The organism is Streptomyces sp. NPDC040405, assembly GCF_055595765.1.
The window spans coordinates 305,796-332,339 of record NZ_JBVIVI010000002.1; the positions used below are offsets into that span (position 1 = coordinate 305,796).

Below are 26,544 nucleotides of genomic sequence, written 5' to 3' on the forward strand. Positions count from 1 at the left end.
GCAAGCGGACGCCGTACGCCGCTCAGCCGCGGCCGAGCACCACCGTGCCGGAGGAGCAGAACCAGCCGCCCGTCCCCGAGGCCACGGCCAGCTCCGGCAGCCGCCCGCCCGCCTTGCGCACCTGTCGCGTCCCCGCCTCGCCGCGCAGCTGCCGTACCGCCTCGACCAGCAGGAACAGCCCGCGCATCCCGGGGTGGCAGGCGGACAGGCCGCCGCCGTCGGTGTTGACCGGCAGTGCGCCGCCGAGCGTCAGCCGTCCGTCCGCCGCGAACGCGCCTCCCTCGCCCTTGGCGCAGAAGCCGAGGTCCTCAAGGGTCACCAGGGTCATATAGGTGAACGCGTCGTACAGCTCCGCCACATCGATCTCCGACGGCCGCACTCCCGCCCGCGCGAAGGCATCGCGCCCGGAGGCCGCCGCGGGCGAGACGGTGAAGTCGTCCCACTCCGACATGGCGGAGTGCGAGACGGCCGTGCCCGAGCCGAGCACCCACACCGGGGGCCGGGCGGTGTCCGCGACGAGGTCCTCGGCCGCCAGCAGCACCGCGCAGCCGCCGTCCGAGCGGATGCAGCAGTGCAGTTTGGTGAACGGGTCGGCGATCATCGGCCCGCTCAGAACGTCGTCGACCGTGATCGGTTCGCGGAACATCGCGTCCGGGTTGTGAGCGGCGTTGGCGCGTGCCTGTACGGCGATGTCCGCGAGCTGTTCGAGGGTGGTGCCGTACTCGTGCATATGGCGGCGCGCGGCCATCGCGTACTTGGCGACCAGGGTGTGGCCGTACGCCACCTCGAACTGGAGCGGTCCGCGCGCCCCGAAGGAGAGGTTCGCGGTCCGGCGCCCCGCCCGGATGTCGGCGCGGGCGGTCGAGCCGTAGACGAGGAGGACGGCGCGGGCGTGCCCGGCGGCGATGGCGTCCGCCGCGTGCGCCGCCATGACCTCCCAGGTGGCCCCGCCGACGGCCGTCGAGTCGGTCCAGCCGGGCCGCAGCCCCAGATACTCGGCCACCTCCACGGGCGCGAGGGTGCCGAGCCCCGCCGAGGCGAAGCCGTCCACCACGGACCGGTCGAGTCCGGAGTCGGCGAGCGCGCGGCGGGCCGCCTGGGCGTGCAGGGCGTAGGGGGTGGGCCCGTCGACGCGGCCGCAGTCGGCGAGGGCGACGCCGACGACGGCGACCTTGCGAGGGGCAGACGTCATACATCTGACGGTACATCAGATCTGGAGCTAGTATGACTGGTCGTCAGGAACGGGAGGTGCTCGTCCGATGGATGCCGCGCTCAGCGAGGAGCAGGAGGAGATCCGGCGCACCCTGCGCGAGCTGCTGCGGGGGCGGTGCGGCGGCGACGAGGTCAAGGCCGCGGTCCGCACCGCGGCCGGATACGACGAGGCGCTGTGGGGCGCCCTCGCGCGGCGGCTGGGCCTCCCCGGGCTCGCCCTGCCCGCGGCGTACGGCGGCGTCGGCTGCGGCTCCGTCGAGCTGGCGCTCGCCTGCGAGGAGGCCGGGCGCGTGCTGCTGCCCTCGCCGCTGCTGCCCACCGCCGTGCTCGCCGCGCCCCTGATCGCCGCCCTCGGGACCGGCGCACAGCGCGACGGGCTGCTGCCGCGGATCGCGGGCGGCGAGCTGACGGCGGCGCTCGCGGTGCCGGGCCGGGCGCTGTCCCGGGCGCTGGGGCTCGACCGCGAGCCCGACGGCCGCGACGAGGCGGACTGGGCGGGCGGCGGGCGCGCGGGCGGCGTCCAGGCCCGGGCCCGGGACGGGGGCTGGCGGCTGTACGGGCAGGTGGAGCAGGTGCTCGGCGGGCACGGCGCGCACCTGCTGCTGGTCGCCGCCCGCGCCGGGGGCTATACGCGCGGGCGGACCCTGGTCTTCGCCGTTCGGGCGGGGGCGGCCGGGCTGGTCCGCACCCGGCTGACCGCGCTGGACGAGACCCGGCCGCAGGCCCGTATCGAGCTGCGGGACGTCCCGGCCGAGCTGCTGGGCGAGGACGGCGCGGACGTGGCGGGCGCGCTGGCCTCGCTGGGCGGTCCCGCGGCGGCCGTCCTCGCCGCCGAGGCGGTGGGCGCGGCGGACGCGGCCCTGGCCCGTACGGTCGACCACGTACGGACGCGGGAGCAGTTCGGCCGCCCGATCGGCTCCTTCCAGGCGGTCAAGCACCGGCTGGCCGATGTGTACGTCGCGGTGCGGGCGGCCCGCTCTGCCGCGTACTACGCGGCATGGGCGGCCGACGAAGGCCCGCAGGGCGCGGTCGCGGGCCCGCTGGCCCTCGCGGCGGCCCTGGAGGCGCAGCGGGCGGCCGCGGGGGAGGCCGTGCAGCTGCACGGCGGCATCGGCATCACCTGGGAGCACGACGCGCATCTGTACCTCAAGCGGGCGGCCTCCGACGAGCTGCTCTTCGGCCCCGCCCACCGGCTGCGGGCCCGGGCCGCCGACCGGGACGGGCTGTTCGCCCCGGCCGCCGCCGCGGCGGTGACGGTCTGATGCCGCCGGGGGCGCGGATGACGCGGCTCGTGCAGAAGGTCTCCTCGGGGCGCGCCTTCGCCCGGCTCGCCCCGCACGTCGTCCCGGCCCTCGACCGCACCGTCCACCGGCTGACCCGTGGCCGGGTGCTGCCGAGCGCGCGGATGCTGCCGAGCGTGATCCTCACGGCCCGCGGCGCGCGGTCCGGCCTGCCCCGCCGTACGCCGCTGGCCTGCATGCCGGAGGAGGGCGGCGGCTGGCTTCTGGTCGGCAGCAACTTCGGCCGCCCCGGCCACCCCGCCTGGACCGCCAACCTGCTGCGCCACCCGGACGCGGAGATCAGCTGGCAGGGCCGCGACATCCAGGTCCGAGCCCGCCTGCTGGAGGGCCCGGAACGGGACCGTGCCTGGTCGGCGGTGGTGGCCTTCTGGCCGCCGTACGAGCGCTACCAGGCGCGGGTGGAGCGCCGGATCCGCCTCTTCCGCCTGGAGCCGAAGCCGGTGCCGGATGCGGGGCCGGGGCAGGGACCGGAGCGGTGACGGGCCGGGTAGGCACCGGGGCCCCGCGAGGGAAGGCCCGGCGCGGGCGTCGGGGCCCGGGCCGCATCCGGAAGGGGGGCCGGTTGGCCCGGCCGGAGTGGTGACCGGTGGGCGGCGGGCCAGCGCCGTGGGGGGACGGGGCGGTGGGGCGGTGGCGGGCCCCGGGGCGGGAATGGCCGCGGCGGACCACTCGGGTCGAGTGGTCCGCCGTGACATGACAGGACGTGCTGGCCCGCCAACCCGGGCCCGGCCGGCGTCGGCGCGCGGATGTGCGCGGGGGCGCGTACGGGCGCGCGGGCGCCGCGGTGAGCGCCGGAGCGCTATTTCGGCGGCTTGCGGCCGGTGATCCCCAGATGCACGAGCAGCGCCAGGCTCGGCTTCAGGTCGGCCTGCTTGACGCCCCAGCTCTGGAACCCCTTCTGGTGGGCGGAGACCGCGGCCAGCATCGCGACGAGCGAGCCCGCCACGGCGGCGGGCTGGACGTCCTTGTCGTACCGGCCCTTGGACTGAAGCTCCTTGATGGCGTCCGTCAAGGAGTTGGTGACGGCGTTGAGGATCTTCATGCGGATCTTGTAAAACCGCTTGTCCCCCTCGGCCGCACCGAGGTCGACCACGCGCAGAATGGCGTCGTGTTTGCGCCAGAAGGAGAGAAAGCCGTCGACCAGCTCGTCGGCGGCCGTGGAGCCGGACTTGCCCGCCCAGGTGCGACCGGCGACCAGATCGGTCAGGCCCGCGCCCTCCTTGGCCATCTCCTCGGCGATCTCGAGGACGGCGCCCTCCACATCGGGGAAGTACTGGTAGAACGTCGCCGGTGAGGTGCCTGCCTTACGGGCGACATCGATGACTTTGACGTCTCGGTACGGGGATGTGCTGAGCATCTCGCCGAGGCAGTCGAGCAGCTTCTGCCGCGTCGCCTGCCCGCGACGACCGGCCACCCGACCGTCGACGGTGCGTACTTGTCCTGTCATGCCGTCAGCTTACCGAGGGGTGATCGAAGCGCGATTCGACTGCGTGCAAATGGGGTTCGTACGTGATGAGAGGGTTTGTGCGCCCTCCTGAGCGGCTTGGAATGGCTGATTCCGGCCCCATCCGGCAGTCCCTCGCGCGTCGTCAAGCCGTCAATCACCGCTCAGCCATGCGGGTGAACCGTGTTATCAACAGGCTGTGGATAAGAAGCGTGGATGACCCGCCCCGGACCTGGTGTCGCGGGCCAAGGATTGGCCAAATATTTCGACTTTCGGAGCGGGCACTCGGGGCGATCCCCCGTTAGCGTGGCAAATGCGGTAAAGGCCGCGAACAGGAGGACGCGGGAGGACTCGGGTCATGGTCCAGTGCGCGGAAGGCGTGCCCTGCTGGGTGGACGCGATGCTGCCCGACCTCGCGGCGGGCCGCCGCTTCTATGGCGAGCTGTTCGGCTGGACCTTCGCCGAGGGCACCGCGGGCTACCGTCCGTACACCTGGGCCCGGCTCGGCGGGAAGGACGTCGCGGCGCTGGTGCCCAAGTCCGACGGCCGGATGCCCACCGTCTGGAACGTCTACCTGGCCACCGAGGACGCCGCCGCGGCCACCGCCCGGATCCGGGAGGCGGGCGGCCGGGTGATCGTCGCGCCCCGGTGGTTCGACGACCTGGGCGTCGTGGCGACGGCCGCCGACCCGGGCGGCGCGGTCTTCGGGCTCTGGCAGACGGGCAGCCACCCCGGCTTCGCCCGCCGGGACGACCCCGGCAGCTACGGCTGGACCGAGGTCCACACCCGGGAGCCGCGGGTGGTGGACGCCTTCTACCGGACGGTCTTCGGATACGAGGCGGCCCCGGCGCCCGGTGCGCCCGGTGCGCCCGAGGCCGGACCCTCCGGACCCGGCGGACTGGGCGGGCCCAAGCGCCCCGCCGAGATCCTGCTGTGGTCGCCCCGCGGCGAACCCGCGGGCCCCGCCCACGCCGTCGCCGCGCGGGTCGTGATCGGGGAGGGGCCCCCGGCCGAACTGCCCGCGCACTTCCTGACGTACTTTGTGGTGGCGGACTGCGATCATGCGTCGCGTACGGCCCAACGGCTGGGCGGGCGGGTTCTCAATGGGCCCGAAGATACGCCGTACGGGCGTTTCGCGGTCCTTGCGGACAATCAGGGCGCGGTTTTCGCGGTCATCGACACCTCGTCGGCGGACTCCGGAGCAACGGAGAGCAAGGCGGGGCGGGGCTGAGAGCGGTCCGGCGGCCGGGCGGTCGAACGGGACGGGCTCCGGCTCCGTATCGCCCGGTGACACGACGAATTGCCCCCGGGTTCGCAACCGCCGCCTTCGCCAGAGAGAATGCAGGATGCGTGCCGCCGGTTGGTTTGTCGGTGAGACGCTGCACGGGGCTGTATTTTTTCAAGCCCCCACGGGGAGGTGGCAGGCAAGTGGTGGAGCAGCTGACGCAGCACGATCCGAGGCGGATCGGTCCCTTCGAGGTGCTGGGCCGGCTTGGCGCGGGCGGCATGGGGCTCGTCTATCTGGCACGTTCGGCGTCCGGCCGGCGGGTCGCGATCAAGACGGTCCGGACCGAGCTGGCCGAGGACCAGCTGTTCCGCGTCCGTTTCACCCGCGAGGTGGAGGCGGCCCGCGCGGTCAGCGGCTTCTATACGGCAGCGGTGGTGGACGCCGATCCGCGCGCCGCGGTGCCCTGGCTGGCCACGGCCTACGTCCCCGCGCCCTCCCTCGAGGAAATAATCAATGAGTGCGGGCCGATGCCGGCCCAGGCGGTGCGCTGGCTGGCGGCCGGGGTCGCCGAGGCGCTGCAGTCCATCCACGGCGCGGGCCTGGTCCACCGGGATCTGAAGCCGTCGAACGTGCTGGTCGTCGAGGACGGCCCGCGCGTGATCGACTTCGGTATCGCCTCGGGCGTCTCCAACACCCGGCTGACGATGACCAACGTCGCCGTGGGCACGCCCGCCTACATGTCGCCCGAGCAGGCGCGCGACTCGCGCAGCGTGACGGGCGCCAGCGACATCTTCTCGCTCGGCTCCACCCTGACCTTCGCGGCCACCGGCCACGCCCCCTTCCACGGCGCGAACCCGGTCGAGACGGTGTTCATGCTGCTGCGCGAGGGGCCGGACCTGACCGGGCTGCCGGACGAGCTGCGTCCCCTCATCGAGTCGTGCATGCAGATGGAGGCCGACCGGCGGCCGTCCCCGGCCGATCTGCAGTCGCAGCTCGCCCCGCATCTGTTCGCCTCCAACGCCGACGACAGCGGTACGGCCTCGGCGTGGCTGCCGGGCGGCGCGGTCGCGCTCATCGAGCGCAAGCGCAGCGGGCGCAACCAGGTGGCCCGCACCTCGCGGCCCCCGTCCGGCTCCTCCCGCCCCTCCGGAGGCCCGGCGTCCGCGCCGCTGCCGCCCGAGCGGCCGCCCACGCCGCCCTCGTACGCCCCCGCCGGGGCCGACGGGCGCGGCGGCGGGCGGCACGGGGCACCCGCCGGAGCGGGCGGCTGGGAGCCGGTCGGCGCGGCCGATCCGCGCGGCGGCCTGCGCGCGCCCGACGCGGGCCCGTCGAACGCGCTCAGCTCCATCGGCCCCGGGCGGCACGCCGCGCCGTCTGCCTCCGCCCCGTCCGCGCCCGCCCCGGCCCCGGCACCCGCCCCGGCGCCCGCGCCCGCCCCGCTGACCTCCGGGACCGACGGGCCGGTCCGGCTGCACAACTCCCAGGTGGCCATCGGCCCCGGGCTGCGCGCCGCCGACACGCGCGACCCGCAGTCGCGGTACGACACCGGCCCCGCCACGGGCTGGGTGCGGCCGCCGGGCGGGATGACCACCGGCGGGGCGAGCGGGGGCGAGGCCGCCGCCACGGGCGCCGTCCCGCCGCCCTCCCACTCCCCGTCCACCGACGCGGCCGAGCCGCCGGGCGCGGCGGGCCACGGCCGCTGGCGCCCCTGGCGGTTCCGCATGTCGAACGACGTGTGGGGCACCCCGGCCGTCGCCGGTGATCTGCTCTATGTGACCTCGTTCGAGGTGCACGCACTGGACGTGGGCAGCGGGCGGCGGCAGTTCAAGACCCGCGACGTGGCCTGGGCGATGGCCGTGGAGGGCGGCCGCATCCACGCCTCCGACGGCCCCACCCTGTACGCGCTGGACGCGACGGACGGCTCCGAGCGGTGGCGGCTGTCCACGGACGGCTGGGTCTACTCGCTCAAGGTCGACCGCGGCACGGTCGTCACCGGCACCCGGGGCGGCGGCGTGCAGGCGTGGGAGGCGGCCAACGGCGAGCTGCTGTGGGAGATGCAGGGCGTCCAGACCGACTTCGAGACGCCCGAGTCCGGTCCGGCCGTGCACGACGGCACGGTCTTCGTGTGGTCGGACGCCCGGCTGCGCGCCCTGGAAGCGCGTACGGGCGCGGAGCGCTGGTCGTACCCGGTCGGCGACACGGCCTCCTGCGGCGGGGTGCCGCTGCGGCTGCTCCCGGCGCCCGACGGGGTTGTGTACGTCTCGGCCGGTACCCGGGTGCTGGCGATCGACATCGCCCGTGGGGAGGTGCGGTGGCGTTTCGAGGCGCCCGCCGTCTTCCTGAGCGCCCCGGCGTACGCGCCGGGGCCCGCGGTGACCGGCGGCGGCGTCTACATCGCCGACTACCTGGGCACGGTCTACGCCCTCGACGCCTCCAACGGCCGCGACCGCTGGCGCATCGCCACCGAGGCGCGCGGCTCGGTCGAACCGGTCCTGGTGGCCGACGGCTCCGTCCATCTGGGCAGCGGCAGCGCCCTGTACACGCTCGACGCGGTCACGGGCACGCCCAAGTGGCGCTTCGCGGCGGGCGGCGAGGTCATCGGCTCCCCGGTGGTCGCCGACGGCCGCGTCCACTTCGGCTCGGCCGACCACTGCCTCTACACGGTCGACGCGGCGGGCGGCCAGCTCCGCTGGAAGCTGGCCACGGGCGGCGAGATCACCGGCTCGCCGGTGGCGGCGGCCGGTGTGGTGTACGCGTGCAGCAAGGACCGCTGTGTGTACGCGCTGGACGCGGTCAAGGGCACCGGCCAGTCCCGTCCCTCGGCCCGCGCGTGAAGGTCGTGCCCCTGACAACCCCTGCTACCGTGATACGCGTTCACTGACCTCCCGGGTGTCCGGGAGGCCGATGGTGTCTACGGGGGAAGTGGTTCATCATGCGGAGGGGTCTGCGCTTCACTGCCGTGCTCATGGTGGTGCTGGTGGCTCTCACCGGGTTCAAGAGCAAGTCGCGCGGAAGCCGGGGGCACGGCGGAGGCGGCTGCTCCAGTTCCAGTTCGCATCAGTCTGGTTCCGGTTCGGGCTCCGGCGGCTACTCCGATTCCGACGACTCGCGTTCCGGTACCGGTTCCGGCGGTTCCTCCTACTACCGCGACAACAACCGCTACCGCTCCACCCCGTCCGCCGGGGGTACGGCGAGCGCGTCGCCGAAGGAGCCGGAGACGACGGTCGTCACCTGCGCGGGCCGGGACAAGGACGGCGACCCGGCCGCCACGGTGAAGGTGCGCAACCGCTCGGGCTCGTCCGAGCTGTACATCGTCGACATGAGGTTCCTCGGCAAGAGCGGCGGCGAGGTGACCCGGGGCAGCGAGAGCGTGCGCGTCCCCGCCGGCCGGACCGAGACCGTCCGGGTGCCGCTGGACGATCCGCTGGAGGCCCGGAACGTCGCCCGGTGCGAGGTCGAATCCGTCCTCTGAGCCCGTCCGCCGAGTCCGCCCCGCGAGCGTCCCGAGTCCGCCCCGCGAGCGTCCCGCGAGCCCGTCCGCCGCGTCCCGGCGTCGAGGTGACTTTGGGGTAGGGAACGGCGTTGCTAGGGTGGCGTGCACTTGTCAACCAATCACAGGTTGGCTTGATTGCAGCTTTTCCACGGGGGTAATTCCATGCAACGCCGTTCCCTGCGCCTGTCTGCCGTCGCCCTGGTCGGACTGCTCGTGCTCACCGGGTCGCTCACCGGATGCGGAAAGAAGAAGAGCCACGGCCTCGGAGGGGGCGACAACGGGTTCGTCTCCGGCGGTACCGGCGGCGACGAGCCCGCGTCCGGCCCCAGCGGCCTGTCCAGCGACATCCCCACCGATCTGCCGAGCGGGCCCTCGGACCTGCCGTCGTACGGCTCCCCGACGACCTCAGACCCCTACTCCTACTCCGCGCCGCCCACCTACAACCCGGACGCGACGACCGAGACGACCGGCACCAACTGCCGCTACGACCAGTCGACCAGCCAGTTCAAGTACGACATCAAGGTCACCAACACCGACGCCACCCGCAGCTTCCGCTACTCGGTGAGCGTCAAGTGGAACGACTACGCGGACGAGGGGCTGCTCGGCTACGACAGCCAGGACGTGACCGTGCTGCCCGGCCAGAGCGAGACGTTCACGGCCAGCGCGAGCTACACCATCACCAAGCGCACCCAGTACACCTGCCAGATCAGCCTGGCCAGCAAGTCGCCCACCAGCAGCTGACCCACCGGGCGCGCACCGGGCATTCAACGGGTACTCACCGGACGCGGAAGCCGGGCGTGCGGGCCGCGAAGAGCGCGGCCTGCGCGTCCGGCGGCCGGTTCCCCAGGGCGATCAGCTGCGGGGCCCGGGCGAGGGCCTGCGTCAGCGCCGCCTCCCTGGCCGCCCACAGCGCCCGTACGGTCCCCTGGACCGCCTCCGTCGGGTACGACGCGATGACGGCGGCGGCCCGCACCGCGGCGGCCACCGCCTCGCCCCGCGGCACCACCTCGCTGACCAGCCCCGTCTCGTACGCCCTTCGCGCCGAGACCCGTTCGGCGGCCCCCATCAGCGCCATCCGCGCGACCTCCCCGGCGGGCATGCGCTGCGCCATGTAGACGGCCTCGTACGCGCTGACCATCCCGTAGGAGGTGTGCGGGTCGAAGAAGGTCGCGGTCTCGTCGGCGACGAGGAACTCGGCCTCGCCCAGCAGATAGAACGCCCCGCCGCACGCCATCCCGCCCACCGCCGCGACGACCGGCTTCCACAGATCGTTGGCCTTGGGGCCGATGTCCCGCAGCGGATCGTCCATCGCGTACGGGGACGGCGGCTGCGGGACCGTCACCGAGCGGTCGATCCCGGTGCAGAACGCCCGCTCGCCCGCCCCGGTGAGCACCACGGCCCGCACCGACTCGTCCCCGCGCAGCCGCCGCCACACGGCGGCCAGTCCGTCGGCCGTCGCCAGGTCGATGGCGTTGTGGCGCTCGGGCCGGTCCAGCGTGACGACCGCGACCCCGTCGTCCCGGGTCTCCGTGCGGATCGCCATGTCCGGGGCCGTCATGGCCGCTCCAGCAGCCAGCGCACCACGGTGGGCCCGTCCGGCATCCGGTGGTAGACGGCCCGCACGGGCGCCCCGATCCGTATCCGCGCCGGGTCGACGGAGTCGAGCGCGGCGCCGGCGGATTCGAGCAGGTTGCCCACCAGCCGGATCCGCGGGGCCTCGGCCAGTTCGACGAGGATCACGTTGTACGGGGCCTGCGCCGCGTAGGCGGGCAGCAGCGGCGGATGCGGCAGGACGTATGACCAGATCCGGCCACGCCCGCTCGTCTTCGCCCACAGGCTGTCGAAGGACTGGCAGTGGGGGCAGCAGGGCCGGGGCGGGAAGCGCGGCTCACCGCAGCCGGTGCAGGTCTGGACACGCAGCTCGCCGCGGGCCGCGTACTCGAAGAAGGGCGCGCCGTCCTCGTCGGGCACGGGCCGAAGCAGCTCCGGAATCTCCGGCAGTGCGGTCATCGGTCGTCAACTCCTCAGCAGCAGGGCCGATGTGGGGACGCCCTCGCCCGCCGTGACCAGGCAGGTCCTGGCGTCGGGGACCTGGGCGGTGCTCGTTCCGCGCAGCTGTCTGACCCCCTCGGTGATGAGGTTGAAGCCATGCACATACGCCTCGCTCAGCCCGCCCCCGCCCGTGTTGAGCGGCAGCCGTCCGCCCAGTTCCAGCGCGCCGCCCTCCGTGAAGGCGGCGCCCTCGCCGCGCCCGCAGAAGCCGTAGCCCTCCAGGGACAGCGGGATCAGCGGGGTGAACGCGTCGTAGATCTGCGCCACGTCGACGTCCGGCGGGCCGAAGTCGGCGGTTTTCCACAGGTGGCGGGCGGCGGTCCAGGCGGGGCCGGTGAGCGGGTCGTCGTTCCAGTAGTTGACCATCCCGTGGTGCTGTGCGGGCAGCCCCTGGGCGGCGGAGTGGACGTACACCGGGCGGCGGCGGCAGTCGCGCGCCCGCTCGGCGGAGACGACGACGCAGGCCAGCGCGCCGTCCGTCTCCAGGCAGTTGTCGAACAGGCAGAGCGGTTCGCTGATCCAGCGGGCGGTCATGTACATCTCGCGGGTCAGCGGCCGTTCGTACATCATCGCGGCGGGGTTCTGGTTGGCGCGGTTGCGGGCGGCCAGCGCGACGTTGAAGAAGTGGTCGCGGGTGGCGCCGTATTCGTGCATGTAGCGGCGGGCCAGCAGGCCGATCTCGTCGGCGGGCCGCAGCAGCCCGTACGGCCGGGTCCACTGGGCGGGGGTGGGCAGCTGGACGCGGGTGTTGGTCCAGGGCCGGGGCCCGCTGCCGCGCTTGCGGGAGCGCCAGGCCACCCCGACGCCCGCCTGTCCGGTGGCGATCGCGGCGGCCAGATGCGCGACGGTCGCGCAGGAACCGCCGCCGCCGTAGCCGATCTTGCTGAAGAAGGTGACGTCGCCCGCGCCGATCGCCTTGGCGACCTCGACCTCGTCGGTCTCCTCCATGGTGTACGAGGCGAACGCGTCCACCTCGGAGGGGGCGATTCCGGCGTCGTCGAGCGCGGCCAGGATCGCGCGGCAGGCGAGGGTCTTCTCCGATTCGGGGAGGCGTTTGGCGAACGCGGTCTGGCCGATGCCGACGATCGCCGTCGCGTCCTTCAGGCCCATGGCCACCTCCGTACGTCGCGGTCACCGGTGCTGACAGCGGGGAAGGCTACCGCTAATCTGACGGGTAGTCAGCTAGTGGGAGTCGCTGTGCTGGAGGCGGAGTCATGGCGGAGTGGCAGACCATCCCGGCGCTGATACGGGACGCGGCGCGGGTCCACGGGGACGCGACCGAGGCCGTCGTCGAGGGCCGCGCCCGGATCTCCTACGCCGAACTCGGTACCCGCGTCGAACGCGCCGCGGCCGCGTGCGTCGCCTCCGGCGTCGAACGGGGCGACCGGGTCGCGATCTGGGCGCCCAACACCACCGACTGGATCGTCGCGGCCCTCGGCGCGGTCACCGCGGGCGGCGTCCTCGTCCCGGTCAACACCCGCTTCAAGGGGGCCGAGGCGGCGTACGTCCTGCGGCGCACCCGCGCCACCCATCTGTTCATCACCGGCACCTTCCTGGGCGCCTCCTACGTGGCGTCGCTGCGCCGGGCGGCCGAGCGGGGGCCAGGGCAGGGGGTCCCGCTGCCGGGGCTGCCCTATCTGCGCGAGGTGATCGTCCTCGCCGGGGACGCACCCGAAGACTTCCGCACCTGGAAGGACTTCCTGGCGGCGGGCGAGTCCGTGCCGCCGGACGCCGTACGGGACCGGGCCGACTCCGTACGCCCGGGCGACCCCTCCGACATCACCTTCACCTCCGGCACCACGGGCGACCCCAAGGGCGTGGTGATCACCCACGCGCAGACCCTGCGGGTCTACGACACCTGGAGCGAGGTGACGGGGCTGCGGCACGGCGACCGCTATCTCGTCGTCAACCCCTTCTTCCACACCTTCGGCTACAAGGCGGGCATCATCGCCTGTCTGATGCGCGGCGCGACGATGGTGCCGCAGCCGGTCTTCGACGTGGACACCGCGCTCACCCGCATCGCCGTCGAGCGCATCAGCGTCCTGCCAGGGCCGCCCACCCTGCATCAGGCGATCCTCGACCACCCGGCGCGCGAGGCCCATGACCTGTCCACGCTGCGCCTGGTCGTCACCGGCGCCGCCGTCGTCCCGCTGGAGCTGGTGGAGCGGCTGCGCTCCGAACTGCGCGTCGCCACCGTGCTGACGGCCTACGGCCTGACCGAGGCGTCCGGCACCGTCACCATGTGCCGCCGGGGCGATCCGCCCGAGACGATCGCCGCCACCTCGGGCCGCGCCATCCCCGACACCGAGGTCAAGGTCGTGAGCCCGCTGGGCGACCCGCGCCCGCCGGGCACTCCCGGCGAGGTCTGGGTCCGCGGCCACCACGTGATGCGCGGCTACTTCGAGGACCCGGTCGCCACCGCCCGCGCCATCACCCCGGACGGCTGGCTGCGCACGGGCGACATCGGCGTCCTCGACGGGAGCGGCAATCTGCGGATCACCGACCGGATCAAGGACATGTTCATCGTCGGCGGCTTCAACGCCTATCCCGCCGAAATCGAGCAACTCCTCGCCCGCCACCCCGGCATCGCCGATGTCGCCGTCGTCGGCGTCCCGGACGCCCGCCTCGGCGAGGTCGCCAAGGCGTTCGTGGTCCGCCGCGCGTCCTCCCCCCTGACCGCCGACGGCCTGATCGCCTGGTGCCGCCGCGAAATGGCCAACTACAAGGTGCCGCGCCACGTGGAGTTCCTGCCCGAACTGCCGCGCAACGCGAGCGGCAAGGTGCTCAAGCGCGCCTTACGGGGGCGCCCGGCGTGAAACGACGGCGTGGGGCCGAGCCGCGATGGCTCGACCCCATGTGGGAGGCGTCCTGGCGCCGGTGGCTCAGTGGTCGCCGTCTATCACCTGGTCGGCGGCCGCGCCGGGCTCGGGGCTGCCCGGGTAGGAGTCCTGCGTGGAGAACTCCGAAGCCGAGGCGCCCGTCGCGGCGCCCGGGTAGGAGTCCGCCAGCGCCGGGGCGGCGCTTCCGAGTGCGAGGGCCGCGGTGAACGCGCAGGCGGTGAGGGCCTTCTTCGAGCGGGTCATCTGGATCCTCCGTGGGGCGTGAATATTCGATACCAATACCCAGGCCGGGAGCGGCGTGGGATGTGTGTTCGATCCGCTGTCTTGAAGCCACCGAAATTTGGCGCGACGCAAGAGCCTGGCGTCGCGCCCGTAACGGAACCGGCTGCGGCAGCTTCCCCTCCGAGCTGCCCCAGCCGGTCCCGTCATTTCCTACGGCCCCCGTTGGGCGGCGTGCCTTACTTCGTCTCCTCCGCGGAGCCGCTGTCCGCGGCCGCGGCCGCGGGAGAAGGCGAGCCCGGGTAGTTGTCGTCCGCCGTGACCGGGGACGGCGAGCCCGGGTAGTTGTCCATCGTGACGGCAGGGGACGGCGAACCCGGGTAGTTGTCCTTCGCCGTCTGGGTCTGCGCCTCGGCGAGAGGACCGCTCTCGGCGGCGGCGGTCACACCGCCGGGGTAGTTGTCCATCGGACGGTAGGCATCGGAACTAGGCTTCTTGTCCTGGCTCATCAGGATCGACTCCTTCAGGGCAGTAGCTGGCAGGGCGATGACATCCGCCCGGCGACTCCCCCGTGGGTCGCCGGACGGATGTCTCCAGAGCCACTCACCGTAATGGCGGGGCCTGACAATCGATCCGCCTGCCCCCCGCGGGGACGGATCGACAGATTCAAGAGTGCCGTCCGGCGATAAACGATTGATGAACGGTCCGCAGTGGGTCTGCTACGCCGCTGTCGCGGGCGCCAACAGGGCCCGTACTTCCGCGGCTTCCGGCAGGTCCAGCCGCTCGTGGATGGCCAGCGCCTCGTACCAGCACGCCCGGGCGCGGTCCCGCTGGCCGAGCTGGTCCAGCGCCTTGCCCAGCACGGTCAGCACCGTGCCGCGCCGCCACTCCCCGCCGACGAAGCGCAGGGCGAGGGCCTGTTCCGCGTGCGTGGCGGCCTCGGCCGGGCGGTGGGCGGAGAGGTGGACCTCGGCGATCCTGGCGTGGGACGACCCCTCCCACAGGCGCTGCCGGTTGTCACGGAACAGCTGGAGGGCCTGGGTCAGCTGGTCGAGCGCCTCGGAGAGCCGTCCGGCCTGGTGGAGCGCCATACCGAGGGCGAACCTCCCGTTGGCGACGCGGAGCGCGAGCCCCAGGCCGCTCAGGATCTCGGTGCCCTCAGCGGCGAGTTCCACCGCGCTCTCCGACAGCCCCATGGCCGCGTGGGCACGGGAGATGTTGCACAGGGCGCCGGCGATGCCCGGGAGGTTGTTGTCGGCCCGGAAGGCGTCCAGGGCCTCGCGGAAGTGCGCCTCGGCGTCCTCGTAACGCTTCTCGTAGAGCGCGATGATCCCGCGGTCGTTCGGCGCCTCGCACCGGGGCACCGGGTCCCCGGCGGCGACGGCGAGCCGGATGGCGCGCTGTGCCTCCGCGTCGGCCTGATCGAACCTGCTGCTCATGTGGAAGCCGTGGGTCAGCATCATGCGCGCACGGCCCTCCGCGCGCGGGTCGTTCGCGGCGATGGCGGCGTCACGAACGGCCTCCGCCGCCAGCTCGTACTGCCGGGAGTTGGCGCCGGACTCGCCCAGGTCCTTGGTGGCCAGCAGCAGGTCGGCCGAGCGCCGCAGGGTCGTGTCCGCCGCGAGCTGCTGGATGCAGGCCAGCAGGCTGTTCGCCTCGGAGTAGAGCCAGTCGAGCGCGGTCGAGCGGTCGGTGAAGTCCAGCCCGGGATACCGCGTCGGCTCCAGGTGGTCCACCAGCCGGTCCCCGGGCCGCGCCAGCGCGAAGACGCGGGCGGCGGACGCCAGGTAGAAGTCCAGCAGCCGGGACAGCGCGGCGGCGCGCTCGGCCGGGGGCATCTCGTCGCGCTCCGCGCACGCACGCGCGTAGAGCCGGACGAGGTCGTGGAAGCGGTAGCGGCCGGGCGAGGCGGATTCGAGGAGGGAGGTGTCGACCAGGCTCTCCAGCAGGTCCTCCGCGTCCTCGACGTCCATGTCCAGCACGGCCGCCGCCGCGGCGAGCGAGATGTCGGGGCCGTCGGCCAGCCCCAGCAGGCGGAAGGCGCGGGCCTGCTGCGGTTCGAGCTGGCCGTAGCCGAGTTCGAAGGTGGCCTTGACCGCCAGGTCACCCGCGCGCAGCTCGTCCAGCCGCCGCCGCTCGTCGCCGAGCTTCCCGGCCAGGGCGGAGACCGTCCAGGTGCGGCGGGAGGCGAGGCGGGAGGCGGCGATGCGGATGGCCAGCGGGAGGAAGCCGCAGGCGGCGACGACGTCCATGGCGGCGTCGCGCTCGGAGCCGACCCGCTCCTCGCCCGCGATGCGGGTGAACAGGACGAGCGCCTCGTCGGGGCTCATCACATCGAGGTCGACCAGGTGGGCGCTCTCCAGGTCGACCATCCGGTGGCGGCTGGTGATCAGCGCCGCGCAGCCCGGGGTGCCGGGCAGCAGGGGGCGCACCTGGGCGGCGTCGCGGGCGTTGTCCAGCAGGGTCAGCACGCGGCGGCCGTCGAGGAGGGAGCGGAAGAGCGCGGCGCGCTCCTCGACGCCGTCGGGGATGGCGTTGTCGGCGGTGCCCAGGGCGCGCAGGAAGGAGCCCAGCACCGCGCCGGGGTCGGCGACCAGGGGGCCGGATCCCTGCAGGTCGACGTAGAGCTGGCCGTCCGGGAACTGGTGGCGCGCGGCGTGCGCGACGTGCACGGCCAGGGTCGTCTTGCCGACGCCGCCGATGCCCGCGACCGCTGACACGGCCATGACACGCCCTTCGGCGGTGGCGAGTTGGTCGCTCAGTTCCTTGATGAAGGGGACCCGCCCGGTGAAGTCCGAGACCGTGGCGGGCAGCTGCGCGGGCCGTACGAAGCTCGCGGCGCCGCCGCTCGGCTCCCCGGCGGCGTGCGCGGAGACCGCCAGCTCGGCGTCGGCCTCCAGGATGCGCTGGTGCAGCGCGGACAGCTCGGGGCGCGGGTCCACGCCCAGTTCGTCGGCGAGCAGCCGCCGGGTGTCGGCGTAGACGGCCAGGGCCTCCGCCTGCCGTCCGCTGCGGTACAGCGCCAGCATCAGCAGCTCGCGCAGCCGCTCGCGCAGCGGGTACGAGGCGGTCAGCGCGGTCAGTTCGGAGACCGCCTCGGAGTGGTGGCCCAGCTCCAGGTCCAGATCGAGCCGGGTCTCGATCAGGGAGCGGTACCACTCGTCGAGTCTGGTGCGCTGGGTCTCCGCGTAGGGGCCCGGCACTCCGGCCAGCGGTTCGCCGTTCCACAGGCCGAGCACCTTGTTGAACAGGTCGCGCGCCCGCGTGCGGTCCCCGGAGTGCTGCGCCTTCTCCGCCTCGGCCGTCAGCTGCTCGGCCACGTCGGTGTCCAGGGCGCCCAGGCCGATCCGTATCGCGTAACCGCCCGACTCGCTCACCAGGAGTTCGGAGTCCGGCCCGAACGCCTTGCGCAGCCGCGAGGCGTACGTGCGCAGCGCGGCGATGGCCGCCTCCGGCGGCTCGGTGCCCCACAGGCCGTCGACCAGCTCGGGCGCGGTCGCGGTACGCCCCCCGCGCAGCAGCAGCGCGGCGAGCAGCGCGCGCTGCTGCGGCGAACCGGTGCTGATCGCTTCCTCGCCCCGCCAGGCCCGGACGGGGCCCAGCACGGTGAAGTACAAGTGCTGTCCCGGCACCCGCTCCCTTTCGCCGTCCATGGTTTCCCCCTCGGCTGTCCTGCCAGTCGCACGGGCCAGTTTGCCTTGTCAACGCCTTCCGCGTCAGTAGGGCCCCCACGTCCTCCACAAGCCCGCCATAGTTGTCCGAAGTGCCCATGTTGCGTGGCGCGGTGCTTGCGTTCGGAGGGGCTCCCTGCGGGTGCGGGGGAAGCCCCGGCGCGTACGCGCGAGGCCCGCGGCGAACCCGGAGAGAAACCGCGGAGAAGCCCCGGCGAACCCGCAGAGAAGGCCGCACCGATAACTGACACTCCGTCAGATCAGCGCTACCGTGAACGGCATGGAGAGCTTCCCGAAGATCATCTCGGTGGACGACCACACGGTTGAGCCCCCTCACGTCTGGCGGGACCGCCTCCCGTCGAAGTACCGCGACATCGGCCCGCGCATCGTCCGGGCGCCCCTGAAGGAGATGACCTTCGTCGGCGGCAAGTTCGCCCCGAAGATGGGCGCGCCCGGCGACGACGGGCCGATCGCCGACTGGTGGGTGTACGAGGAGCTGCACCGGCCGCTCACCCGGCTCGACACCGCCGTCGGCTACGCCCGCGACGAGGTCCGGCTGGAGGCCATCACCTACGAGCAGATGCGGCCCGGTTCCCATTCGGTGCCCGACCGGCTCGCCGACATGGACGTCAACCACGTCCAGTCGGCGCTCTGCTTCCCGACCTTCCCCCGCTTCTGCGGGCAGACCTTCACCGAGGCGGGCGACCGTGAGCTGGGGCTGCTCGGGGTGCGCGCGTACAACGACTGGATGGTGGAGGAGTGGTGCGGCCCCGAGGCGCGGGGCCGCCTCATTCCGCTGATCATCATCCCGCTGTGGGACGCGGAGCTGGCCGCCGCCGAGGTGCGGCGCAACGCCGCGCGCGGGGTGCGCGCCGTCTGCTTCTCGGAGATCCCGCCGAACCTCGGGCTCCCCTCCGTCCACACCGACGCCTGGGATCCCTTCTTCGCGGCGTGCGACGAGACCGGCACCGTCATCGCCATGCACATCGGCTCGTCCTCCCGCATGCCCTCGACCTCCGCCGACGCGCCCCCGGCGGTCGGCTCCACCATCACCTTCGCCAACTGCTGCTTCTCGATGGTCGACTGGCTGATGAGCGGCACGTTCGAGCGCTTCCCCAACCTCAAGATCATGTACGCGGAGGGCCAGATCGGCTGGATCCCGTACATCCTGGAGCGCGCCGACGTGGTGTGGGAGGAGAACCGCGGCTGGGGCGGCGTCGCCGAGAAGGTGCTGCGGCCGCCGTCCGAGCTGTTCGCCGAGCATGTCTACGGCTGCTTCTTCGACGACGCGTTCGGGCTGCGGAACCTCGACGCGATCGGGGTGGGCAACGTCCTGTACGAGACGGACTACCCGCACTCCGACTCGACCTGGCCGAAGTCCCGGGAGGTCGGCGAGGCCCAGATGGGGCATCTGGCGCCGGACGTGGTGGAGCGGATCGTACGGGGCAACGCGATCGAGCTGCTGGGGCTGACCGCCGAGGGGCTGTGGGCCGGGCCCTGAGCCCCGGTCCGCCTCGCCGATCACTCAGGGGCAAGTCGGTTCACTCGGGAGCGGGCCGGTTCACTCAGGGACAAGTAAGTGTCCACTGCCGGTCAATGACACCCGTGCGGCGCTCCGGCAGGCTGGGAGACCTGGCGCCCGGGTTCGGTGCGTGCCGGACGCCACGGGGGTGCGTCCGGTGCGCCGGACCTGAGGGCCAGCTGCCGGTAGTCGCTCGGCGGCATCCCGTACGCGGCGCGGAACACGCGGCTGAACACGGCGGGATGGGCGAAGCCCCGGCGTGCGGCGACCTCATGGAGGGGGACGGCGGACAGGCCGGGATCGTCGAGGTCCCGCCGGACGCGGTCCAGGCGCTGCTGCCGTATCCAGGCCGCGACGGTGGTGTCCTGGGCCCGGAACAGCCGGTGCAGATAGCTGACGGAGATGTGGTGCGCGGCGGCGACGGCGGCCGGGGTCAGCTCCGGATCGTGCAGATGCCGCTGGATGAAGGTCTGCACGCGCAGCGTCAGGGTCCGCTGCCGGGTCTCGGGAGGTACGGCGTCGTCGGCCTCGGCTGCGTGCGCGAGCAGCGCCGTGGCCAGGTCGACCAGCACGGCCCCCAGGCGCGGTCCGTCGGAGGGGCGGTACGAGCCGCTGTCCGCGGCCAGCCGGCTGAGGAACCCGGTCAGCAGGGCACCGACCCCCTCGCGTCCCGGGATGGGCCGGGCGAGCAGCCGGTCGATCCGGTCGTGGGGGACCGGGATCAGCGCCTTGGGGATCTCCAGTCCCACGCCCTGGGGAGAGCCGCCGAAGGCCACGCAGTCGTAGGGGCGCGAGCTGTCGACGACATACAGGCCGCCGCTGGTGTGCGCGGCCTCCCCGCGCGCCTGGGAGACCTGGAGGTTCGCGCCTTCGAGGAAGGAGAAGTGGTACAGCTCGGGGTCCGACTGCCGGATGAGCTTCGGCGTCCGCCGGAAGGTCATCGGGTGGAACTTCGTGGGCCACACATGAGCGGCGCCGACCTCCAGGATGCGGACCTCGCCGCGGAAGTCGCCGGTGTGGTCGCTGCTCATCTCCATGGGCGCCATGAGCTTCGTCATCTGCTCGCGCCAGAAGTCGAACCGGTCGGCTCTGGGGAGTTCGTCGCACCGGAACACTGTCTCGATCATCAAGTGCCCTCGTGTTTGCCCTCATGTGGGGGGAGCGCTACAGCGGGGGGAAGGACGCGCGCGGCCTGAGGCCCACAACAACTCCCGTACGTTAGCACCAGGTCTTGTCTGACGAACCGTCAGCTACGACGATGGCGGTCCCGCCGCCGTCCACCGACAAGGAGGCCCGGCATGCGCGTCCTGCCCCGGGGCCGGTTGAGCTACGGCATGCAGCTGCCGGTCCAGTCACAGAGCACCCTCTACGCCGAGCCGTGGGAGGAGGCCGCGGGCCCCGCGGACCTCGTGGCCATCGCCCGCGCCGCCGACCGCTCCGGCTTCGCCTACGTCGCCGTCTGCGACCACGTGGCGATCCCGCGGCGGCTGGCCGACGCGATGGGCACCGTCTGGTACGACCCGGTCGCCACCCTCGGCTATCTGGCCGCCGTCACCGAGCGGGTGCGGCTGCTCAGCCATGTCGCCGTCGCCGCGCTACGGCACCCCCTGCTCACCGCCAAGCAGTACGCGACGCTCGACCACCTCTCCGGCGGGCGGCTGATCCTCGGGGTCGGCGCCGGGCACGTACGCGAGGAGTTCGACGCGCTCGGCGTCGACTTCGACGCGCGCGGGCCGCTGCTGGACGAGACGGTCGACGCGCTCAAGGCGGCGCTGGGCCCGGAGGAGTTCGCCGACTTCCACGGTGAGCGCTTCGCGTTCAGCGGTCTCGGCCAGGCGCCCCGCCCCGCCCAGACGCCGCGCCCCCCGCTGTGGGTGGGCGGCTCCTCGCCCGCCGCGCTGCGCCGGGCCGCCGTCCGCGGCGACGGCTGGCTGCCGCAGGGCGACCCGCGTGACCGGCTCCCCGCCCAGATCGCCCGGCTGCGCGCGCTGCGCGAGGCGGCGGGCGTCGAGGAGCCCGCCGAGATCGGCGCCATCACCGAGCCGCTGTACGTGGGCGATCCGCCCTGGCGCGTCGGGCGGCGCACGCTCACCGGCAAGCCGGAGCAGCTGGCCGAGTCGCTGCGCGCGTACGCGGCGATCGGCGTGGACCAGATCCAGGTGCGGTTCCGCAGCCGGAGCCGTACCGAACTCACCGACCAGATGGCGGCCTTCGCGGCCGGTGTCGCCCCGCATCTGAACGCTTGAATCGGCTGAAACGCCTGAGGAGACCATCATGGGCAAGCTGGACGGACGCGTCGTGATCGTCACGGGTGCGGCGCGCGGGCAGGGCGAGCAGGAGGCGCGGCTGTTCGCCGCCGAGGGCGCGAGGGTGGTGCTCACGGACGTCCTCGACGACCAGGGCGGGGCCGTCGCGAAGGAGCTGGGGGAGGAGACCGCCCGCTACGTCCATCTGGACGTGAGCAGCGAGGACGACTGGGCGGCCGCCGTGGCGTTTTCGAAGGACGCCTTCGGCAAGGTGGACGGGCTGGTCAACAACGCGGGCATCCTCCGCTTCAACGAGCTGACCAGCACCCCGCTGGCGGAGTACCTGTCCGTGGTGCAGGTCAACCAGGTCGGCGCCTTCCTCGGCATGCGCACGGTCGCCCCCGAGCTGGCGGCGGCGGGCGGCGGCACGATCGTCAACACCGCCTCGTACGTCGCCCTCTCCGGCATGGCCCTGCTGACCTCGTACGCCGCCACCAAGGCGGCCATCGTCGGGATGACCCGGGTGGCCGCGATGGAGCTGGCGGACAAGGGGATCCGGGTCAACGCGATGTGCCCCGGCGCGATCGACACCCCGATGAGCAACCCCGCCCGGCTCGACCCGGCGGCGGACGTGGCGGATGTGGCCGAGGCGTCGGAGGCGGTCGACGGCCTCTACCGCAAGCTCGTCCCGATGGGCCGCATCGGCGGCCCCGAGGAGGTCGCCCGCCTGGCGCTCTTCCTCACCTCGGACGACTCCTCGTACATCACCGGCCAGCCGCTCGTGGTCGACGGCGGCTGGCTGAGCGGCGTCTCCGTCTTCTGACGTATCGGCCTTCTGACGTATCGGCCCTTGACGGTCCACCCTCCCGGTGCCATGGTCGAACTCAAATCTGACGGTACGTCAGATTGTTGAACTGGAGGCGGTGACCCCCTTGGAATTCGGACTGTTCGTACAGGGATACGTGCCGGAGCGCCGACGCCGCGCCGACCCCGAGGCCGAGCACCACGCCCTCATCGAGGAGACCGAGTACGTCATCCAGGCCGACCGGTCCGGCTTCAAGTACGCGTGGGCCTCCGAGCACCACTTCCTGGAGGAGTACTCCCACCTCTCCGCGAACGACGTCTTCCTCGGCTACCTCGCCCACGCCACCGACCGCATCCACCTGGGATCCGGCATCTTCAACCCGCTCCCGCAGGTCAACCACCCCGTCAAGGTCGCCGAGAAGGTGGCCATGCTCGACCACCTCTCCGGCGGACGCTTCGAGTTCGGTTCGGGGCGCGGGGCGGGCAGCCACGAGATCCTGGGGTTCATCCCGGGCGTCACCGACATGAACCACACCAAGGAGATCTGGGAAGAGACCATCGGCGAGTTCGCCAAGATGTGGCTGGAGGACGAGTACCCGGGCTTTCAGGGCAAGCACTGGTCGCTCCCGCCCCGCAAGGTGCTGCCCAAGCCGTACGGCGCCGGCCACCCGGCCATGTGGTACGCGGCCGGGTCCCCGTCCTCGTACGCGATGGCGGGCCGCAAGGGGCTCGGCGTCCTCGGCTTCTCCATCCAGAAGGTCTCCGACATGGAGTGGGTCCTCGACTCCTACAAGAGCGCCGTCGAGGATGCCGACCCGGTGGGCGGCTTCGTCAACGACAACGTCATGGTGACCTCGACCGCGATCTGCGCCGAGACCCACGCCAAGGCGGTCGAGATCGCGCTCGGCGGCGGTCTCAACTACCTCCAGTCGCTCCTGTTCCGCTACCACGACACCTTCCCCCGCCCGGAGGGCATCCCGGAGTGGCCGGAACTCCTCCCCGAATACACCGAGGAGATCATCGAACTGCTCATCGCCGAGGAGCTGATGATCTGCGGCGATCCGGACGAGGTCCTCCGGCAGTGCAAGCGGTGGGAACAGGCCGGAGCCGACCAGCTCTCCTTCGGGCTGCCGATCGGGATCGGCTACGAGGACACCATGAACACCATCAAGCTCATCGGCGAGCACGTCATCCCGAAGATCGACACCGATCCGGTGCACCGCACGACCCGCTTCCGCCAGACGGCGAACGGATGACAGATATCAGCTGATGTCAGCCAGCGAACAGCTTTCAGCGAGCAGCTGACGGCTAACAGCAGGCAGCTAACAGCTATCAGCGGGCAACTAACAGCGAGCAGATGACAGCTGACAGATTTCAGCTGATGTCAGGCAGCTAACGGCAGGCGTCAGAAGGGATCCCACCCGTGCTCGACCACCTCATCAAGGGCGCGACCGTCGTGGACGGCACGGGCGCGCCCTCCTCCGTCGCCGACGTCGGCCTGCGCGACGGGCGGATCGTCACCGTCGCCGAGCCCGGGTCCGTCACCGAACCGGCCCGCTCCACCGAGGACGCCACCGGGCTCGTCCTCACGCCCGGTTTCGTCGACCCGCACACCCACTACGACGCCCAGCTCTTCTGGGACCCGTACGCCACCCCCTCCATGAACCACGGTGTCACCACCATCGCGGGCGGCAACTGCGGCTTCACCCTCGCCCCGCTCAACCCCGAACGCCCCGGCGACGCCGACTACACCCGGCGGATGATGAGCCGGGTCGAGGGCATGTCGCTGGTCGCCCTGGAGGAGGGCGCGCCCTGGAACTGGCACGGCTTCGGCGAATACCTCGACGCCCTGGAGGGCCGGATCGCCGTCAACGCGGGCTTCATGGTGGGGCACTGCGCGCTGCGCCGCCACGTCATGGGCCCGGACGCGATCGGCGGCCAGCCCACCCCTGACCAGCTGGAACAGATGCTGCGGCTCCTCCATGAGGCGATGGACGCGGGCGCCTGGGGGCTGTCCACCACCCAGTCCTCCACCCACGCCGACGGGGACGGCAAGCCGGTCGCCTCCCGTCACGCGCGGCCCGATGAACTCCTCGCCCTGTCCCGGGCCGTCGGCGAGCACGAGGGCACCCAGATCGAGGCCATCGTGGCGGGCTGCCTCGACCGGTTCGCGGACGAGGAGATCGATCTGCTGGTGGAGATGAGCGCCGCCGCCGGGCGCCCCCTCAACTGGAACGTCCTCACCATCGACGCCGCCGTCCCCGAGCGCGTCCCGCGCCAGCTCCAGGCGAGCGAGCGGGCCCGTAAGGCGGGCGGCCGCATCGTCGCCCTCACCATGCCCATCCTCACGCCGATGAACATGTCGCTCGGCACGTTCTGCGCGCTCAATCTCATCCCCGGCTGGGGAGACATCCTCGGCCTGCCCCTCCCCGAGCGCATCGCGAAGCTGCGCGACCCGGACGTACGGTCGGAGATGCTGCGCCGCGCGACCAGCCCCGAGGCCGGGGTGTTCCGGCGGCTCGCCGACTTCGAGCGGTACGTCATCGGCGACACCTACAGCGACACCAACGCCGGACTCACCGGCCGCGTCGTCCGCGACATCGCCGCCGAGCGCGGTCAGGACGCCTTCCACACCCTGGTGGAGATCTGCGCCGCCGACGAGATGCGCACGGTCCTGTGGCCGATGCCGACCGACAACGACCCGGCCAGCTGGGAACTGCGGCGGCAGACCTGGGAGCACGAGGACGTCATGCTGGGCGGCTCGGACGCCGGCGCCCATCTGGACCGCATGTGCGGCGCCCCGTACACCACGCGTTTCCTCGGCGACTGCCTGCGCCGCCGGAAGCTGGTCCCTCTGGAGCGGGCCGTACGCATGCTGACCGACGACCCGGCGCGGCTGTTCGGCCTGCGCGAGCGCGGCCGCGTCGCCGAGGGCTACCACGCCGACCTCGTCCTCTTCGACCCCGAACGGATCGACGCGGGCCAGGCGAAGCTGGTGCACGACCTCCCCGGCGACAGCCCCCGCCTGGACTCCCGGGCGGAGGGCATCGTGAGCGTCCGGGTCGGCGGCGTCGAGACCATCCGCGACGACGAGATCACCGGCGCGATACCGGGGAAGGTGCTGCGCTCGGGCCGCGACACCCGCAGCGTGTCCACGCGGGGCTGACCCGATGCCCCGCGTCGCCCTGGTCACGGGCGCCTCGCGCGGCATCGGCCTGGCCGTGGCGAAGGCGCTGGCGGCGGACGGGACGGCGGTGTGCGTCACCGCGCGCGACGCCTCCGAACTCGACGCGGCCGTAACCGACCTGGGCCCGCACGCGCTCGCCTGCCCCGGCGACGTGGCGGACCCGTACCATCTCGAAGAGTGCGTGGCCCGTACGGTCGCGGCTTTCGGCCGCCTCGACATCCTCGTCAACAACGCCGCGACCAACGCGCCCCTCGGCCCGCTCATCGACGCCGATCCGCTGCTGTGGCGCAGGGCCTTCACGGTCAACGTGGAGGCCCCGCTGCGGCTGACCCAGGCCGCCTGGCGCGCCGGGATGCGCGACCACGGCGGCGCGGTCGTCAACATCTGCACCGAGGGCACCCACGGCGTGGGCCCCGGCGTCGGCGCCTACGGCGCCAGCAAGACCGCCCTGCTCCGCCTCACCCGCCAGCTCGCCGCCGAACTCGCCCCGGGCGTCCGCGTCAACGCGGTCTCCCCGGGCCTGATCCGCACCGAGATGGCCCGCTTCGTCTGGGAGCCCGACGAACCCTCCCTCGCCGCCACCCTCCCCCTGGCCCGCATCGGCGAGCCGGAGGACGTGGCGCGCGCGGTCCGCTGGCTGGTCTCCGACGAGGCGTCCTGGATCACCGGCACGGACCTGGTGGTGGACGGTGGCCGCCGCGTCCGGGCGGCCTACCGCCCGCCCGGTGCTACCAGATGATGGCGTCGTCCAGCTCCTGCTGCCAGTACGAGACCTTGATGGAGTCGTCGATGTAGACGCCCTTGGCGGGCAGCGACGGGTGGGCGGCCGAGGAAAGGCTCTCACCGGCGCGGTCCTGGAAGTAGACCGTGAGGGACTTCTCAGTCGTGCCGTTCGAACCGCTGCCGTCGGCGGCCGACAGGTTCACGGAGGCGTAGCCGGACTCCTTCGGCGCGAGCGTGACGACGGCCTGCGGCTTCGACTCCTCGATGACCGGCGGCACCGACTGGGCCTCGCCGAACTGGACGGCCGGGTAGCCATAGAGGTAGCAGGGCGAGCTGCCGGTGTTGGTGACCGTGAGCAGCATGTGATTGATGGGGCGGGCCAGGGGAGCCGCGGTCGTCTTGGTGTTGGAGCCCTGGCAGGTGACGGCGGCCTTGGCCTTCGCCGCCCCCGAGGCCCGCGCGCCTTCGGCGTGGGCGGTCGCCCCGTTGCTGTACGCGGTCAGGGAGAGCGCGGCGACCGCGACGGTCGCAGCGGCGGTCAGAACGCGGGTACGGGACGCCCGGATGCTCGACATGTGGGTGAGCCCTTTCGGTGGTGCGGT

General features: G+C 72.8%; 23 protein-coding genes. 13 read left to right on the forward strand and 10 right to left on the reverse strand.

Annotated features, from left to right (window positions below; all coding sequences use genetic code 11):
* Positions 1-22: 22 nt before the first annotated feature.
* Complete coding sequence (locus tag ACZ59A_RS08690; RefSeq protein ID WP_470955336.1) at positions 23-1,192, reverse strand: thiolase C-terminal domain-containing protein; 1,170 nt, start codon at positions 1,190-1,192, stop codon at positions 23-25.
* 67 nt (positions 1,193-1,259) lie between these two features.
* Here ACZ59A_RS08690 and ACZ59A_RS08695 point away from each other — a divergent pair, with 67 nt between their 5' ends.
* Complete coding sequence (locus ACZ59A_RS08695; RefSeq protein WP_470955338.1) at positions 1,260-2,474, forward strand: acyl-CoA dehydrogenase family protein; 1,215 nt, start codon at positions 1,260-1,262, stop codon at positions 2,472-2,474.
* Positions 2,475-2,491: 17 nt separating this feature from the next.
* Positions 2,492-2,992, forward strand: a complete 501-nt coding sequence (locus ACZ59A_RS08700; RefSeq protein WP_470955340.1) for a nitroreductase family deazaflavin-dependent oxidoreductase — start codon at positions 2,492-2,494, stop codon at positions 2,990-2,992.
* A 320-nt stretch (positions 2,993-3,312) separates the two neighbouring features.
* Here ACZ59A_RS08700 and ACZ59A_RS08705 read toward each other — a convergent pair whose 3' ends face one another.
* Positions 3,313-3,960, reverse strand: a complete 648-nt coding sequence (locus ACZ59A_RS08705; protein WP_468048958.1) for a TetR family transcriptional regulator — start codon at positions 3,958-3,960, stop codon at positions 3,313-3,315.
* A 355-nt stretch (positions 3,961-4,315) separates the two neighbouring features.
* Here ACZ59A_RS08705 and ACZ59A_RS08710 point away from each other — a divergent pair, with 355 nt between their 5' ends.
* The 4 genes from ACZ59A_RS08710 to ACZ59A_RS08725 all read left to right on the forward strand — a co-directional run bounded on the left by ACZ59A_RS08710 (position 4,316) and on the right by ACZ59A_RS08725 (position 9,419).
* A complete protein-coding gene (locus ACZ59A_RS08710; RefSeq protein ID WP_470955343.1) occupies positions 4,316-5,188 on the forward strand; it encodes a VOC family protein in 873 nt (290 codons plus the stop codon).
* A gap of 197 nt (positions 5,189-5,385) precedes the next feature.
* Positions 5,386-8,019, forward strand: coding sequence for a protein serine/threonine kinase AfsK (gene afsK, locus ACZ59A_RS08715; RefSeq protein WP_470955346.1), 2,634 nt, complete (start codon positions 5,386-5,388; stop codon positions 8,017-8,019).
* A gap of 98 nt (positions 8,020-8,117) precedes the next feature.
* On the forward strand, positions 8,118-8,657 hold the full coding sequence (locus ACZ59A_RS08720; protein ID WP_470955349.1) for a hypothetical protein: 540 nt from the start codon (positions 8,118-8,120) through the stop codon (positions 8,655-8,657).
* Between the two features lie 183 nt (positions 8,658-8,840).
* Complete coding sequence (locus ACZ59A_RS08725) at positions 8,841-9,419, forward strand: hypothetical protein (protein ID WP_470955352.1); 579 nt, start codon at positions 8,841-8,843, stop codon at positions 9,417-9,419.
* A gap of 34 nt (positions 9,420-9,453) precedes the next feature.
* On the opposite strand, the gene ACZ59A_RS08730 is transcribed toward ACZ59A_RS08725, so the two are convergent.
* Genes ACZ59A_RS08730 through ACZ59A_RS08740 form a run of 3 tightly spaced genes read right to left on the reverse strand, consistent with a single transcriptional unit; the run spans position 9,454 to position 11,840 of the window.
* The gene (locus ACZ59A_RS08730) at positions 9,454-10,236 is read right to left on the reverse strand and encodes an enoyl-CoA hydratase/isomerase family protein (RefSeq protein ID WP_470955355.1); all 783 of its coding nucleotides are present in this window, start codon (positions 10,234-10,236) and stop codon (positions 9,454-9,456) included.
* Positions 10,233-10,688: a Zn-ribbon domain-containing OB-fold protein gene (locus tag ACZ59A_RS08735; protein WP_470955358.1), complete on the reverse strand. Its 456-nt coding sequence runs from the start codon at positions 10,686-10,688 to the stop codon at positions 10,233-10,235. Before ACZ59A_RS08735 ends, ACZ59A_RS08730 begins: the two co-directional genes overlap by 4 nt.
* A gap of 6 nt (positions 10,689-10,694) precedes the next feature.
* Positions 10,695-11,840, reverse strand: a complete 1,146-nt coding sequence (locus ACZ59A_RS08740; protein WP_470955361.1) for a lipid-transfer protein — start codon at positions 11,838-11,840, stop codon at positions 10,695-10,697.
* Positions 11,841-11,944: 104 nt separating this feature from the next.
* Here ACZ59A_RS08740 and ACZ59A_RS08745 point away from each other — a divergent pair, with 104 nt between their 5' ends.
* On the forward strand, positions 11,945-13,546 hold the full coding sequence (locus ACZ59A_RS08745) for a FadD3 family acyl-CoA ligase (RefSeq protein WP_470955364.1): 1,602 nt from the start codon (positions 11,945-11,947) through the stop codon (positions 13,544-13,546).
* A gap of 66 nt (positions 13,547-13,612) precedes the next feature.
* On the opposite strand, the gene ACZ59A_RS08750 is transcribed toward ACZ59A_RS08745, so the two are convergent.
* The 3 genes from ACZ59A_RS08750 to afsR form a co-directional block, all read right to left on the reverse strand.
* Positions 13,613-13,813, reverse strand: a complete 201-nt coding sequence (locus ACZ59A_RS08750; protein ID WP_470955368.1) for a hypothetical protein — start codon at positions 13,811-13,813, stop codon at positions 13,613-13,615.
* Positions 13,814-14,028: 215 nt separating this feature from the next.
* Positions 14,029-14,298: a hypothetical protein gene (locus ACZ59A_RS08755; protein ID WP_470955371.1), complete on the reverse strand. Its 270-nt coding sequence runs from the start codon at positions 14,296-14,298 to the stop codon at positions 14,029-14,031.
* 210 nt (positions 14,299-14,508) lie between these two features.
* Entirely contained in the window at positions 14,509-17,442 is a 2,934-nt protein-coding gene (gene afsR / locus ACZ59A_RS08760) for an SARP-family global regulator AfsR (RefSeq protein WP_470955374.1), read from the reverse strand.
* Between the two features lie 298 nt (positions 17,443-17,740).
* Between afsR and ACZ59A_RS08765 the strand changes: the two genes are divergently transcribed.
* Positions 17,741-18,961 (forward strand): amidohydrolase family protein, encoded by a 1,221-nt coding sequence (locus tag ACZ59A_RS08765; protein ID WP_468048941.1) that lies wholly within the window; start codon positions 17,741-17,743, stop codon positions 18,959-18,961.
* Between the two features lie 92 nt (positions 18,962-19,053).
* Here ACZ59A_RS08765 and ACZ59A_RS08770 read toward each other — a convergent pair whose 3' ends face one another.
* On the reverse strand, positions 19,054-20,109 hold the full coding sequence (locus ACZ59A_RS08770) for a helix-turn-helix transcriptional regulator (protein WP_470955377.1): 1,056 nt from the start codon (positions 20,107-20,109) through the stop codon (positions 19,054-19,056).
* Positions 20,110-20,280: 171 nt separating this feature from the next.
* On the opposite strand from ACZ59A_RS08770, the gene ACZ59A_RS08775 reads away from it, so the two are divergent.
* The 5 genes from ACZ59A_RS08775 to ACZ59A_RS08795 all read left to right on the forward strand — a co-directional run bounded on the left by ACZ59A_RS08775 (position 20,281) and on the right by ACZ59A_RS08795 (position 25,958).
* Positions 20,281-21,228, forward strand: a complete 948-nt coding sequence (locus ACZ59A_RS08775; protein ID WP_470955380.1) for an LLM class F420-dependent oxidoreductase — start codon at positions 20,281-20,283, stop codon at positions 21,226-21,228.
* A 28-nt stretch (positions 21,229-21,256) separates the two neighbouring features.
* Positions 21,257-22,051 (forward strand): SDR family NAD(P)-dependent oxidoreductase, encoded by a 795-nt coding sequence (locus tag ACZ59A_RS08780; protein ID WP_470955383.1) that lies wholly within the window; start codon positions 21,257-21,259, stop codon positions 22,049-22,051.
* A 109-nt stretch (positions 22,052-22,160) separates the two neighbouring features.
* Entirely contained in the window at positions 22,161-23,288 is a 1,128-nt protein-coding gene (locus ACZ59A_RS08785) for an LLM class flavin-dependent oxidoreductase (protein ID WP_470957816.1), read from the forward strand.
* Positions 23,289-23,455: 167 nt separating this feature from the next.
* Positions 23,456-25,198, forward strand: coding sequence for an N-acyl-D-amino-acid deacylase family protein (locus ACZ59A_RS08790; RefSeq protein ID WP_470955385.1), 1,743 nt, complete (start codon positions 23,456-23,458; stop codon positions 25,196-25,198).
* Between the two features lie 4 nt (positions 25,199-25,202).
* Complete coding sequence (locus tag ACZ59A_RS08795; protein ID WP_470955388.1) at positions 25,203-25,958, forward strand: SDR family oxidoreductase; 756 nt, start codon at positions 25,203-25,205, stop codon at positions 25,956-25,958.
* On the opposite strand, the gene ACZ59A_RS08800 is transcribed toward ACZ59A_RS08795, so the two are convergent.
* Entirely contained in the window at positions 25,948-26,517 is a 570-nt protein-coding gene (locus ACZ59A_RS08800; RefSeq protein WP_470955391.1) for a DUF4232 domain-containing protein, read from the reverse strand. The genes ACZ59A_RS08795 and ACZ59A_RS08800 overlap by 11 nt on opposite strands.
* Positions 26,518-26,544 lie beyond the last annotated feature (27 nt).